Source organism: Paenibacillus sambharensis (assembly GCF_003233845.1).
GTDB lineage: Bacteria > Bacillota > Bacilli > Paenibacillales > Paenibacillaceae > Paenibacillus_I > Paenibacillus_I sambharensis.
Window position 1 is genome coordinate 41,219 of record NZ_QKRB01000055.1, and the last position, 14,026, is coordinate 55,244.

Genomic DNA, 14,026 nt, shown 5'->3' on the forward strand with positions numbered 1-14,026 from the left:
GCGGAGGAACAGATGACTATGTAATGGGCAGTTTAACGCTGATTTGGGAGAGCCTTCTGCGGATCTCTTCCTTCCAGGCATAATCCTTCAGCGTTTGAGCCAGCAAATACATATCCAATAGCGCATCAACCCTCTCCGTCAGGAGACGGCTGACCTCTGCAGGAGCCGGGTGCTTGGTTTCCATGCAGGCCTCCATCAACACATCAGCCCACTCGTTCCATTCATTAAACAAGAAGGTTTGCTTAGCAGGCTTAGTGCCTAACTGCCCAATAAGCCCTGTCAAATCCGGTTTCACTTCCGGAAACACTTCGTTTCTGCTGCAAGCCGAACAGGAGTAGATCGGCACATTATCGATCTCCACTTTGCCGGAATAAATAACGGTCCGCAGCCTGATTTGCATGTCATTTCCGCATGGACACATTTTCTGCAAGTCGGTCACTCCTTCATATAACAACAAAACACGACTCCGGCGATGCCGGTACTCCCTAGCAAGCTAGTTAGCCGTATTTCAACGCTAAATGTATTCGACCGAACAGCGACAAACTCCTTCAAATGCTGCTTTGTAATTTTTGCTACCTGAGCAGGGCGGCCCATCGCCTGCGGATTGGCGGCAGCGCAGTTAAGACAACCGCTGCAGCAGCACCGATGCCATCGTTCACCAGATCATGAATATCCGGTGTCCGGCCGCCCACAAAGGACTGATGGTATTCATCCGTAACTCCGTAGAGTACGCAGAGCACGATGATCATGAGCTTTACGGCTGTACGCAGGGATTGCTGCCCGAGGGCATATTCAAAGGACAGGGCCAGCAGGAAGTATGCGGCCAGGTGTCCCCAGTCAAAGCCGGTCATAAAGGGCAGCCAGCGTTGAAACCAAGGAAGCATGGCTCCAAGATCATCGCCGGTGCGGGAAGAAAAATAGAAAATGCCGGCCATTACCACGGCAGGTGCCAGCCAGCGCAGCGGCCGGTAAGCCTGCCGACCGCCCGTTCTTTTGGGGGCTAAAGTTTGCTTCATAATTGCTCCTTCGATAAAATAGTTAAGCAGATGTTTTCAATATGGCTACCGTATTACCAATGATACGCAGGAGGGGATAATCCAAATGACACTCAGCAAAACGAAAGTATTATGCCTGCTGGATGACGAATTCGAAGACCTGGAGCTCTGGTATCCGGTTTACCGGGTGCGCGAAGAGGGCGCGGAGGTCGTCTTCGCCGGTCCCGAAAAAGGCAAAAAGCATATCGGCAAGTATGGCGTACCGGCTGTAGCCGACATCTCCTTTGATGAAGCGGAGAGCGCTGACTTCGACGGCATTCTGGTGCCCGGAGGCTGGGCACCGGACAAGCTTCGCCGCTATCCCAAGGTGCTGCAGCTTGTTCGTGAGATGAACGAGGCGGACAAACCGATCGGCCAAATCTGCCACGCCGGCTGGGTCCTCATCTCTGCACGGATTCTTGAAGGGCGTACCGTTACCTCCACACCGGGGATCCGGGATGACATGGAGAATGCCGGCTCCACCTGGGTCGATGAGGCCGTTGTTGTAGACGGCAATATCGTATCAGCCCGCAGGCCGCCTGATCTGCCTCCCTATGGCAAGGCGTTCATTGAAGCCCTTAAGGCCCGCGCGTAAACGCCATCCGGCCAGCTTTCATCTCAGTACACAATCACAATCGGCTTCACCGCAGAACGCGGTGAAGCCGATTGCTGCTTCTGTCCCTCTTAGACTTGTTAACAGCGGCTGCGTCCCGCTCCAGTGGTGCGCTGAATGTCGTCAGCACTGCGCTTAAACTCCTCGAGCAGCTGAATCGTTTCCTCAGCTGTTCTGCACTGCCACAGCCGCTCCAGAAGCTCTTCGCTGTCACTTCTGCAGGTGCTGAGCAGCCTTTCCTTAACAGGCAGAACCGCATGCGCTGACATGCTGAGCTCATCGACATTCAAGCCCAGCCATACCGGGAGCGCCCGCAGATCCCCTGCCATCTCTCCGCATACGCCGACATGTATGCCGTGCCGCTTAGCCGCTTCCACCGTCGATTTCAGCATGCGGAGGACAGCCGGATGGAACGGCTGGTACATATGCGAGATTTTCTCATTCATCCGGTCAACAGCAAGCGCAAACTGTACAAGATCATTAGTGCCGATGCTGAAGAAATCCACTTCCTCCGCTAGAAAGTCCGCTATGCTGACCGCGGCAGGCAGCTCGATCATAATCCCGTTCTCAATCGCCGGATTGAACGGCTTGCCTTCCTGCTCCAGCTCGCGTTTAACCTCTTCCAGCACTGCCTTGGCCGCTCTTACCTCCTCCACGGACGAGATAAGCGGGTACATGACCTTGACGTTCCCATAAGCGCTGGCCCTCAGAATCGCCCGCAGCTGCGTCTTAAACAGGTCTTTACGATCCAGGCATATGCGGATTGCGCGGTATCCAAGGAAAGGGTTGTCTTCCTCCTCCAGCTCAAAGTAATCCAGCTGCTTGTCGCCGCCTATATCGAGGGTGCGGATAATGAGAGGCTTGCCGGCCAGCTGCTCCGCTACTGTTTTATAGACGTCATATTGCTCTTCTTCCAGCGGGAACCTGTTGCGGTCCATATACAGAAACTCGGTCCGGAACAAGCCGACACCATGGGCGCCTACCTGAAGGGCCACCTCAAGCTCCTTCAGGGAGCTGATATTGGCGCCAAGCTCCACCTCTTTGCCGTCAGGCGTCATAGCCTGCACACCGGCCAGACTCTTCAAGCGGTTCTGGTACTCGGCCTGCTGCTGCTGCTGCTGCGTAAAGCTGGCAATCTCCTCTTCGGAGGGGGCTACAATTACCCTGCCAGTGTCACCGTCCATTACGACGAAATCCCCGGTTTCAATCAATTCCTCCAACTGCGGATCAAGCCCTACTACAAGCGGTATGCCTAGCGCCCGAGCCATGATAGCTGAATGGGAGGTCGTGCTGCCCGCGATCGTGGCAATGCCAAGCACATGCTTCGGATTCAGGTGGGCAAGCTGGGACGGCGAGATCTCCCGCGCCACCAGAATGAAAGGCTGTGTATCGGACGGCAGGGTGATTTCCGGCGCACCAAGCAGATGCTTCAGCAGCCGGTTGCCAACATCCTTGATATCCAGTGCCCGCTCCTTCATATATTCGTCATCCAGCAAATCAAACATAGTCACAAAATGGTCGATTGCCTCTTTTACCGCAACCTCGGCCGCTTTGTACTGGCGTTTGATGATACCCTGTATCTCATTCATGAACACCGGATCGCTCAGTATGGCCAGGTGCGCATCGAAGATGTTCCGCTCCTCTGTGCCGACTACTTCCGCAAGCTCATCCTTGATCTGTTCAATCTCATCCTTGGAGGTACGTATCCCCTCGTATAAACGGTCAAATTCCTTCGCCAGGTCCGATACATCGATTTTCTGATCCGGCAGTTCCCATTCCCAATTCGGAAGCACGAACGATTTACCGATGGCAATTCCTGAAGAAGCTCCTATCCCTTGCATCATCGTCTCTCTCCTCCACCATTGCTCTCTTCCAATACGACCGACATAACGGATGCCTGGCCTTTCTTGACGCCTTTAAAAGGAGCAAAGCTCCAGGAGCGAACCCGGTCGGGGTTCGTTATAATCATTGGCGTCGCAAGCGACTTGCACTGCTCTCTTACCGCCAGCAGATCGAAGCGAATCAGCAGCTGGCCGGGAACAACCTCATCCCCTACCTCGACATAGCTGCTGAAGCCTTCTCCCTGCAGCTGGGAGGTATCGATTCCGATGTGCAGCAGCACATCGAGTCCCTCCGGCGTCCGGATGCCGATCGCATGCTTGGTCGGATACAAGTTGATCACCTGTCCCTGAACCGGCGCCACGACCTCGCCGCGATCCGGCATGAAGGCCACGCCTTCACCAACCAGCTTGGCAGCAAAAATCTCATCCGGCACCTCGGTCAGCGGCATCATCCTGCCCTGCACAGGGGAACTGAACAGAACCCTGGCGAGGTCGCGCTTCAGCACCTTGACCATCTCTTCCCGAATCAGCTCCGAGAACGTGCCGAACACAACCTGGACATTGCCTCCGCCGAGCCGGATAACACCCGCCGCACCAAGGCCGCGCAGCGCGTTGATATCAAGCTGCTTATCGCTTACCAGCTTCAGCCGAAGACGGGTAATACAGGCCTCCATCTGAATAATATTCTCTTTGCCGCCGATAGCCTGCAAAATAAGCGGCGCACGATAAGGAATATCACCTGCCCACTCATCAAGCTGCGAGCCTTCCTCACGGCCTGGCGTCGGGAGCCGGAAACGGCGGATCGCCCAGCGGAACAGCACGTAGTAGAGCACACCGGCGGCCAGTCCAATCGGTATGAGCAGAAGGCCGTTCGTGGACAAATGAAGATTGATAATATAATCAAACGCACCGCCCGAGAAGGAAAACCCGTGGCGGATGCCAAGCTCATACGTCACCCACATGACAACACCTGACAAGGCGGCATGCACGACATACAGGAACGGCGCCACAAACATAAAGGCAAACTCCACCGGTTCTGTCACTCCTGTCAAAAAGGATGACAAGGCGGCCGATAGGAACGTCCTGCGGATCTTCGGCTTTAAATCCTCGCGCGCCTCCTGAATGATGGCCAGTGCGATAGCCGGCAGAGCAAACATCATAATGGGATACATCCCGCCCATGTAGGCGCCTGCAGCCGGGTCGCCAGCGAAGAAACGCGGCAGATCACCGAATACGAGGGAGCCGGTTTCCGTCTCATAGCTGCCAATCTGGAACCAGAAAGCGTGACTGACAAGATGATGAAGTCCGAAAACAACAAGAATCCGGTACACAAAGCCGAATAAAAACACACCAAAGCCGCCTGCGGATTCCACGGATTGGCCAAGCAGCAGCATCCCGTCCTGCACCGCCGGCGCAATTTGGATCATAATGATCGAGAAGGCAACCGACATAAAGCTGACGAACAAAGGCACAAACCTCGGTCCGCCAAAAAACTGTATGTACTCAGGCAGCTTGAATTCCTTGAAGCGTTCGTAGCTGTACCCCGCCATTATGCCAATAAGGACGCCGATCAGCACGGTAGGCTGAATCTCAAGACCGCTATAGGAGCCCGTCACCGCCGTATAAATGAACATGCCTGACAAAGCAGCCATCCCGGCCGAGCCGGCATTGCCGGTCAGTCCCATAGCCACCCCTAGGGCAAACAGGAACGGCAGCACGTAGAAGATCATATCGCCGGATTGCGATAGATGCAGCGCCATGGATGCCATGCCCCATGATGCCCAGGGCAGCTGGCTCAGGCTGAGGAAAACCGCGGCAGCGGGGAGGGCAATCATAGGAAGCATGAGTGCTCTGCCGAACTGCTGCAAATTGCCGATCAACTACACCCTCTCCCCCCTAACCCAGCATATGCCGGGTTGTTTACTGTCTATTACGATGGTAAGCGTTCACACAGGGTTTGTCAAAAGAAATACGGCGGTACCGGTAGTGGCCCGCCGCATCGTAAAGAGGTTCCTGCTTAACTAGAAACGGTTTTGAAAACCAGTGTTGGAGAAACCGCCGGTGAAGCCGCCTGTTTGGCCAAACTGGGATCCGGTTGTTTGTCCTGCTTGGTAGCCCAGATGCTGAATAACCGGACCATCCTGCTCACGAGCATTCGTTGCACGGTAGACTGGATTTTGCGGTGTCACCGCACCCTGCGATTGCTGGAAGCCGCCGCCGAATTGGGATGATTGGTACGATTGGCCTGTACCTTGATTCTGGAACACCTGATTAACAGGACTGCGCGTCTCCTGGCCGGCTTGGAAGCCCAGCTGGGAGATCACAGGCTGCTGGCTGTTTGTATAGCTTTGCTGCTGGAACGAAGGAGTTTGCTGGCGGAATTGCTGTTGCTGTTGCTGTTGCTGGTGCTGCTGGTGTTGGCCAGCAGTCAGACCTGCGTGGCTCAGCACAGGGTTGGACTGGCCGAAGCTTGGCTGGTTGCTGCCAAAGTTCGACTGGCCGGCAGTCAGACCCGTATGTGCGATTACAGGATTTTGGAATCCAGGGTTGAACTGTTGGGTTGCCTGACCGCTGAAGTTCTGCTGCTGCTGGTTTCCGCCTTGGAAACCAAACTGGGATGTTACCGGGTTTGAGATTGCCGAATTTCTCAGCTGTCCTTGATACTGGGATTGAACAAATCCAGCCGGCTGGTATCTGTTCGTCTGGCCAAACGATTGGTTACCTTGGAACGAATTTTGCTGGTACATGCGGGAAAGCCTCCTTGAAGAGAGGAATAGTCTCCAATATCCGGTTGTCCCGGCAACTTGAAGCCTCTCTTATTGTAGGAGTTCATCGCACATTTTATCCAAAGCTAGGAACTGGATTTACCTTCCGGCAGCAAAATGGAGTCCTCCACCTTGATACAGCGGTCCATCACAACATCCATTCCGGCACGGGCCGCTGTTTCTGCGACCTCATCACTGTAGATGCCAAGCTGCAGCCAGATCGACTTTGCGCCGATTGCAGCCGCTTCCTCGGCCACTGGCGGACAGTGCTCGCTTCTGCGGAATACATTCACCATATCAACAGGAAACGGAATGTCCGACAGCGACGGGTAACACGTTTCACCAAGTATGCGTTCGGCATTCGGGTTAACCGGCACAATCCGGTATCCCTTGGCCTGCATGGCTTTCGATACCATATGAGAGGTCCGTTCTGGGTTATCCGACAAGCCCACCACGGCAATCGTATCCGTTCGCTGCAGCAGCGCCTTAATCTCCTCGCGTGAAGGCATGACATAACTCATCAGATTCACTCCTTTTCCTATTCAGCTGGTGTGCGTTAAGCTTCAATCCATTCTACGTTGGCCCCGAGCGCCTTCAGGTGATCGAAGTAGATCGGATAAGATTTGGCCACGTGATGCGCGTCATGAATCCGGATCGGCGCCTTGGCACGCAGGCCGACTACGGTAAGCGCCATAATGACCCTGTGATCGTAATGGGCATCAATATCAACACCGCCTTCAACGCCCTCCGGACGGCCGTGAACGATAATTTCACTCTGCCGCTCCTCCACACGGGCACCCGCCTTGCGCAGTTCAGCAAGATAATCGGTGATCCGGTCACATTCCTTGTAACGCAGGTTCTCTACATTATAGAATCGGGAAGTCCCTTCTGCAAAGACGGCCGCCGCCACCATGGCAAGTACGGCATCTGTAGCCGCGTCTCCGTCGAATTCCAGCGCTTTGAGCTTCCCGTTGCCCTTGACATTCACAACGCCGTTATCATGTGTTAACGGCACTTCCATCATGCGCAGGACATCAACAATCGCACGCTCTCCCTGCTTGCTCTTCTCCTCGAGACGGTGTATCGTCACATCCGATTCCGTAACCGCAGCTGCCGCCAGCACTGCGGCAGACCCCGGATAATCGCCCTGCACAGTGTAAGACTGCGCCTTATAGGTCTGGCCGCCTGGAATCCGGTAGTGCATCAGATCCTCACTTGCATGAATGACAATACCGGCCTGCTCCAGCACCTCAAGCGTCTGCCCGACAACAACCTTGGACTTCAAATCATGCAGCACTTCGATTTCACTATCCTCCGCAAGCAGCGGAGTAAGGAACAAGAGCGAGCTCAGAAACTGTGAGCTTACGCTGCCCGACACCTTAATCTTGCCGCCCTTGGCTTGTCCGCCGCGAATCGTAATCGGCAGCTTGCCCTCTCTATGCTCCACTTCTACACCCATCTGCTGCAGAGCGTCGATCAGGTCATCATGCGGCCGCTTGCCAAGTGAATCGGGATAGACATTAATGAACGTAACCTCAGGTGACAGAGCCGCAATGGACATCAAGAAACGAAGCACCGCTCCTGCATTGCCGACATTCAGCTCCTTAACATCCTTCGGCGCTCCGCCGAACCCGGTAATAACGATTTTCTCTTCATCTTCCTCTACAACCGCTCCCAGGTCGCGGATGCAGCGGCGCATCGCATCACTGTCTTCACTGTGAGCCGGGTAATAAATTGTGCTGGTTCCTTCGGCCAAAGCGGCAACAAGCAGATAGCGTGTCGTGTAATTCTTGGAGGAAAGGGCTTGAATTTCTCCGCTCAGCTTGGGGGTTGGGGTTACAAGTACGTCCATTACGATCGCATCTCCTTCGATATCAACAAAATATATGTACACGTTACTCCGCTGGTATTAACGGATGAATGAGTCCTTTGAAGCCGACCAGGCTTCCTGTATCCGATCCGCTACCTGCTCAGGGGTTAAAGCAGTCGTATCAATGATTAAGTGTGCAAAATCATAAGCACTGCGTCGCGATTCGAGCAGGCTTCTCACACGCTGCTCCACATCACCCTCAAGAAGCGGCCTTCCCCGGTCATGCCGTACGCGTGCTATTATATGCTCCGCATCAGCCTTCAAGGCAGCTACGAAGCCGTACTGCAGCATGACGGACCGGTTAGCCTCAGCCAGCACCGCTCCGCCTCCGGTTGCAATCACCGCCGGACTATTGTGCGTCATTGCAGAAGCCAGCACTTCCGATTCCACCTGCCGGAAATACGCTTCCCCTCTAGCTGCGAAAATATCGGCAATCGAGCGTCCTTCCCGGGCTGTGACCGCCCCGTCCAAATCGATGGCCGGGAGACCGAGACGCTCCTCCAGAACCTTGGCAACCGTTGATTTGCCGGTACCCATAAAGCCGATCAGTACGATTTTGTCGGGTTTGTCCATCCTGTCACCACCGGTCCTAAGTATTCGCTTTATCATACCACAGCGGCAAAGCAGCGGGCAACGATCTGTTTTTTTATAAAACCGTGTATAAATTTCAGTTGTTTGCCGTATGGATGGTAATATCTTGTAAACCCGGAGTGAGTGCCATGTCCCTTCCCATTGAGCATCCAGCAGACAAACGATTGCGTCAAATTCTAGACCCCGGTCATCCGCTGTGCAAGGAGGATGTCGTATGGGTGCTTGACTATATCAAAAAGAAAGTGGCTGACGGAGACCCGGTATTATCGGATCTTCCGCAGCCACAGTTATTGAAGACATTCAGCTATTTTGCCGAAGCCGCCATGCTTCTCATTCATCGCAGGCCAGGCGCCGAGCAGGAGATCAACCGCCTCCGCAGCCAGTTAACCGAAACGGTTAAGGATATCCGGCATTAGCTGTTTGCGGAATCATCCATCCATTCGAAATGGAAGCTTCCCTCTTTGTCCAGACGCTTGAATGTATGTGCACCGAAATAGTCGCGCTGAGCCTGCAGCAGATTCGCTGGCAGACGCTCCGTACGGTAGCTGTCATAGTAGGCAAGCGCGCTTGTAAAGGCAGGCACCGGAATACCGTATGCAACAGCTGTTGACACAACTTCACGCCACGCGTTCTGGTAGTTCTCCACAATGTTCTGGAAGTAGGAATCCAGCAGCAGGTTGCGAAGCTCCGGATCCTTGTCATAGGCATCCTTGATGTTCTGCAGGAAGCGCGCACGGATGATACAGCCGCCACGGAAGATCATCGCGATATCGCCGTAGCGCAGGTTCCAGCCGTATTCTTCGGAAGCGGCGCGCATCTGCGCGAAGCCCTGAGCGTACGAACAGATCTTGGAAGCGAACAGCGCTTTGCGGACGGATTCGATGAAGGCATTCTTGTCACCCGTATAAGCGGATGTTTCAGGCCCTTTCAGCAGCTTGCTTGCCGCTACACGCTCTTCCTTCATCGCGGATAGGAAACGGGAGAATACCGATTCCGTAATAATGGACAGCGGAACACCAAGATCCAGCGAGCTCTGGCTTGTCCACTTGCCTGTACCCTTCTGGCCGGCCGAGTCAAGAATAACGTCAACCATCGGCTTGCCTGTCTCCGGGTCATACTTGGAGAAGATATCAGCTGTGATTTCGATCAGGTAGCTGTCCAGCTCGCCTTTGTTCCACTCGCTGAAAATATTGTGCAGGTCTTCAGTCGATACGCCAAGCACCGACTTCAGCAGGTGATACGCTTCGCAGATCAGCTGCATGTCGCCGTATTCAATTCCGTTGTGAACCATCTTAACATAGTGACCGGCACCGTCCGGACCGATATACGTACAGCAAGCATCGTCGCCAACCTTGGCGGAAATCGCTGTAAGAATCGGTTCAACCAGCTTGTAAGCCGATTCCTGTCCGCCCGGCATGATGGACGGGCCCTTCAGCGCGCCTTCCTCGCCGCCGGATACACCGGTTCCGATGAAGCGGAAGCCTTTCGCCTCAAGCTCCTTGCTTCTGCGCTGTGTGTCAGGGAAGTATGCGTTGCCGCCATCAATGATGATATCGCCTTCGTCAAGAAGCGGAACAAGGGCGTCAATGGTTGCATCCGTGCCTGCGCCAGCTTGTACCATGATAAGAATTTTGCGCGGCGTCTCAAGGGATTCCACGAATTCCTCGATCGTATATGTAGGGTGAAGATTCTTGCCCGCTGCTTCCTTCATCACATCATCTGTCTTCTCCCGAGAACGGTTGAAGATTGATACTGTGAAACCTCTGCTTTCGATATTGAGCGCCAGATTCCGGCCCATAACGGCCATACCGATGACACCGATTTGCTGTTTCGCCATGTCGTTTCTTCCATCCTTTTTTAGAATCATTATTTTTTACAATAACCCCATTTTACTCTTTTTGAGGGCAGATGAAAACCGTTATTCGCTTTTTTTATCAGAAATTTTCCGACTTATCAACGCGGAATAGAAAACAATCTTTATTTACCCTGGTTACGCCGCCATGAATCATATTTTCCTCCGTCCCCTTTTTTACTCTTCCCTTCATGCTGCTTTCTAACCTGTCCCTTCCCTTTCTTATTTCCTGCGACAAAAAGTTAAAAGCCGCCTGTGGGTCCCCGGCCCATAGCTGGGCCGCAGTCACGCCGGCGGCTGGCAAAATTAATTATCATAGCTGCTCAAATCTCCAGCTGGAGCATTTCGCAGCGAAGTCGCGACAGCTTCTCCTTGATTTGCTCCGCATCCTCAAGGCGACCCTCCTGAACAGCCTCATGCAGGGAAGCCAGCTCATAATCCAGCTCAATCAGCACGACAGGGATCCGCTCCTCCGCCCGCTTGGATTGGAATGCCTTGATCATTTCCTCTGTCGTGATCAATGTCTTCTTCTGATAGATGATTCTGTGTTCCATACCGGACACCTCCACTAATCGAATGATTTCGCCAAACATAATGCTTTCTATGACAATCTGCCTGTCTTTCATCCGCTTCACAACCGCATGGCCGCGTGCGTCATTAATCAGCTTCTCAAGCAGAGCAGACAGCTTCTCATCTTTTATAATGTAGTCGCCGATCATTTTGAAGCGGTCATGGATCCTCTCAAATCGAAGCTTCACAAGCTTGCGTCCTGTTCGAATCGATACGAAGAACTGGGTATCATTTTCACTCCAGTACAGCGAATACCCCGCCTGGATAAGATCCTTGACCAGATGATGAATTTGCCGTCTGTCAAATCGTATCTCCAAATTGCAATATTCAACCTCATAGCTTTTGTTCACGGCAATTCCTCCCCTAAAGTGGACGATTTGACGAAATGTTCTGACAATTTGCTTTTACTTTTATCTTATACTTCACTTTATGATCTGGCAACTTGGTTTATTGACTATTTTTTAACCCGAAAGGCCGTTGTCCTACCAGAAAAGTGCAAAAAAGGGATTGCTCCGTCCTCAAGACGGGAGTCAATCCCTTATACGCCGGCATAACCGCTGTCTGCAGCAGGCCTGTTCAAACCAGTGATTATTAGGCAGAAGCTGTCTGGGCAGGCTGCAGAATCGCTGCACCGCCTGCCAGCAGGACAGCAGCAGCCAGGAGCAATATTCCCAGTTCCATGCCTATCTCGCCAAGCCGTGCGCCCGCTGTCAGCTCCTCTACCGCCTTGATCGCCCATCGCTGTGGCGTGAAGTAGGACAGTTTCTGCATGAAAGGCGGCATGAGGCCCACCGGCCAGAAGCAGCCGCCAACCATGCAGGTCGGTATGACAATAAGATTATTCATATGACTCATCTGTGCTGTGCTCCGCACAAGGCCCGCTATTGCCGTTGTCAGGCTGACGGCTGTTATCAGGAAGCATTCCAGCACGGCAAACAGCGGCAGAAGCGGTACGCCAAAATCGTAACCCAGTGCATAGCGGGCGAGAAGAAGAATTGCGGCAAGCTGCAGCGTTCCAAGCATCAGGCAGCCCAGGAAGTTGCCTGCGGCGATCTCCAGGGAACGGACAGGCGCAGCGAACATGCGCATCATGGTCCGGTTGTTCCGGTCGTCTACGATGCCGCTTACAGCCTGGCTCGCCAGGATCAGCATAAACAGGATCATCATGCCGATCACCAGCACGAAGCCGCTGTCCGGTGCCATAACGACCTTCCGCGCTTCCACTTCCACAGCAGCTTCCTGGCGTGCCTGCTGTACAGCCTCGAAGGTCTGCTCAATTTCCTCTCCGTCCGCCGCAGCAGCAACTGCCGCCGCTGCGGCGAGCCGTTCTGCTTCGTCTTCCAGGTCCAGCACCAGAGCCGCATTCCACAGCTGCTCACTCTTGCGGTATACCTGAACTTCTTCAGCCTTCCCTTCAAGGAGAAGGCTGGTATATTGCGCCGGAATATGGACGGCGGCATCTGCTTCGCCCGCACTGACTGCCGCTTGCAGCTGCTCAGGTGTCTTATTATCTGTATACTTAATCCCGTACAAAGGCTGGTCTTCGATAGCCGACAAGAGCGCTCGCCCGGCATACCCGTTATCTTCGTTCCGAACGAGAATAACAGCTTGTTCACTGGAAGCATGTCCGAACAAGGCGACAATGGCAGAAATAACTGCAATTGGAATCAGCACGAGTGTAATTAGTCCTTTGCGCGTTCCCGCCGTCCGTCTCATAACACCCCAGGCTATTGTAAGAATGTTCACTTATGCCACCGCCCTTCGGATTCTAGCCAGCATGAGCAGAACACCGCTGGCAGTGATCGCTGCGAGCACCAGCAGAGGCTGCTGCAGTTCGCTCCATGCCCCGCCGGTCATAACCGTCTTCAGCAGTTCATTGGCCCAGTGATTGATCGTGAAGCGGCCCGCCGTCTCGATTACCGGTCCCAATCCCACCATCATCCCCCCGCTGAGGAACGTCATAATGACGGTCACCATGGAGAAGACCGACTCGACTGCCTTCCGGCTTCTTACGACCGACGCAACGATAACCGCCAAGCAGATCGCCGATAAGGAAGTGAGCAGAACGGTGAGCAGTATGACGCCATAGCTGCCTCCCCAATCCACACCGTAAACGTAGCGGGTAAACAGAACAATTACAGCGGATTGGATGACCGCGATTATAATATAAGCGATAAATTTGCCAAGCAGGAATGCGTTCAGCGCCAGCGGCAGGGATTGTAAACGCGGCAGCGTTCCATGCTCCTTCTCTTCTATCATGCTGATGGCAGCAGCCATTCCGGAGAAGAGCAGGAACATAACCAGGTAGGCAGACGCATAATACTGCAGCGAGGATACCGGGCCGAACTCTGCGGACCCGCTCGCCACTATAGTCCCTGTCTGTATATATCCGCCTTCCGGTTTCTCCGCTTCGGGGACTCTCACGCCCATTGCTGCTGACAGGTATCCGGCTTCAAACTGTCCGGTAAGCTTGCCCAGCATCGTTTCGGCAGCCAGATTCTGTTCAGTCAGCTTGCCTGGATAGGTCACGATTCTCCCGCTGCCTGCCATAAACTGTTCTGTAAAGCCTTCGGGTACGGCAATGCCGTAATCGCTGGCCCCTGCCCGGACATCCTCCTCAACCTCAGCTTGGGAGGCTGCCATTTTCACCTGTATAAACCCGCCTGCTGCAGCTGCTTCGAAGAACTCCCTTGACCGCTCGCCGAGCTCCCCGCTATCCCCGACATGCACGGTAACATCAACCGGCCGAATCGTTGTATCCAGTCCATAGCCCAGCAGAAAGATCAGCAGCAGCGGCAGTACGAAGAGCAGCAGCAGCACTGACCGCATTCTGGTCATCCGCAGCAGTTCATACCCCGCGGAATACATTGCCGTTCTCATTGATTACTCA

The 14,026-nt window shown here is 53.9% G+C and carries 14 protein-coding genes; 2 read left to right on the plus strand and 12 right to left on the minus strand.

Annotated features, from left to right (window positions below; translation table 11 throughout):
* Positions 1-16: 16 nt before the first annotated feature.
* The gene (locus DNH61_RS20170; RefSeq protein ID WP_342771471.1) at positions 17-421 is read right to left on the minus strand and encodes a hypothetical protein; all 405 of its coding nucleotides are present in this window, start codon (positions 419-421) and stop codon (positions 17-19) included.
* Between the two features lie 151 nt (positions 422-572).
* Positions 573-1,016 carry a VanZ family protein gene (locus DNH61_RS20175; RefSeq protein ID WP_111148637.1) on the minus strand — a complete coding sequence of 148 codons (444 nt, stop codon included), beginning with the start codon at positions 1,014-1,016 and terminating at the stop codon, positions 573-575.
* An 85-nt stretch (positions 1,017-1,101) separates the two neighbouring features.
* Between DNH61_RS20175 and DNH61_RS20180 the strand changes: the two genes are divergently transcribed.
* Entirely contained in the window at positions 1,102-1,629 is a 528-nt protein-coding gene (locus DNH61_RS20180) for a type 1 glutamine amidotransferase domain-containing protein (protein WP_111148638.1), read from the plus strand.
* 98 nt (positions 1,630-1,727) lie between these two features.
* On the opposite strand, the gene ptsP is transcribed toward DNH61_RS20180, so the two are convergent.
* From ptsP to DNH61_RS20210, 6 genes are all read right to left on the minus strand, one after another.
* Positions 1,728-3,491, minus strand: a complete 1,764-nt coding sequence (gene ptsP / locus DNH61_RS20185) for a phosphoenolpyruvate--protein phosphotransferase (RefSeq protein ID WP_111148639.1) — start codon at positions 3,489-3,491, stop codon at positions 1,728-1,730.
* Positions 3,488-5,332 (minus strand): glucose PTS transporter subunit IIA, encoded by a 1,845-nt coding sequence (locus DNH61_RS20190; protein WP_111148838.1) that lies wholly within the window; start codon positions 5,330-5,332, stop codon positions 3,488-3,490. The genes ptsP and DNH61_RS20190 overlap by 4 nt, the downstream gene beginning before the upstream one ends.
* A gap of 177 nt (positions 5,333-5,509) precedes the next feature.
* A complete protein-coding gene (locus DNH61_RS20195) occupies positions 5,510-6,235 on the minus strand; it encodes a hypothetical protein (protein WP_111148640.1) in 726 nt (241 codons plus the stop codon).
* A 104-nt stretch (positions 6,236-6,339) separates the two neighbouring features.
* Positions 6,340-6,774: a CoA-binding protein gene (locus DNH61_RS20200; RefSeq protein ID WP_111148641.1), complete on the minus strand. Its 435-nt coding sequence runs from the start codon at positions 6,772-6,774 to the stop codon at positions 6,340-6,342.
* A gap of 35 nt (positions 6,775-6,809) precedes the next feature.
* Positions 6,810-8,105 carry a 3-phosphoshikimate 1-carboxyvinyltransferase gene (aroA, locus tag DNH61_RS20205; protein WP_111148642.1) on the minus strand — a complete coding sequence of 432 codons (1,296 nt, stop codon included), beginning with the start codon at positions 8,103-8,105 and terminating at the stop codon, positions 6,810-6,812.
* 57 nt (positions 8,106-8,162) lie between these two features.
* Positions 8,163-8,696, minus strand: a complete 534-nt coding sequence (locus tag DNH61_RS20210; protein ID WP_111148643.1) for a shikimate kinase — start codon at positions 8,694-8,696, stop codon at positions 8,163-8,165.
* Positions 8,697-8,842: 146 nt separating this feature from the next.
* Here DNH61_RS20210 and DNH61_RS20215 point away from each other — a divergent pair, with 146 nt between their 5' ends.
* Entirely contained in the window at positions 8,843-9,130 is a 288-nt protein-coding gene (locus DNH61_RS20215) for a hypothetical protein (RefSeq protein ID WP_111148644.1), read from the plus strand.
* Here the strand turns inward: DNH61_RS20215 and gndA are convergent.
* From gndA to DNH61_RS20240, 4 genes are all read right to left on the minus strand, one after another.
* Positions 9,127-10,551 carry an NADP-dependent phosphogluconate dehydrogenase gene (gene gndA / locus DNH61_RS20220; protein WP_111148645.1) on the minus strand — a complete coding sequence of 475 codons (1,425 nt, stop codon included), beginning with the start codon at positions 10,549-10,551 and terminating at the stop codon, positions 9,127-9,129. The genes DNH61_RS20215 and gndA overlap by 4 nt on opposite strands.
* Before the next feature lie 338 nt (positions 10,552-10,889).
* Complete coding sequence (locus tag DNH61_RS20230; RefSeq protein WP_111148647.1) at positions 10,890-11,486, minus strand: hypothetical protein; 597 nt, start codon at positions 11,484-11,486, stop codon at positions 10,890-10,892.
* 241 nt (positions 11,487-11,727) lie between these two features.
* On the minus strand, positions 11,728-12,882 hold the full coding sequence (locus tag DNH61_RS20235; protein ID WP_111148648.1) for an ABC transporter permease: 1,155 nt from the start codon (positions 12,880-12,882) through the stop codon (positions 11,728-11,730).
* On the minus strand, positions 12,883-14,016 hold the full coding sequence (locus DNH61_RS20240; protein WP_111148649.1) for an ABC transporter permease: 1,134 nt from the start codon (positions 14,014-14,016) through the stop codon (positions 12,883-12,885).
* Positions 14,017-14,026 lie beyond the last annotated feature (10 nt).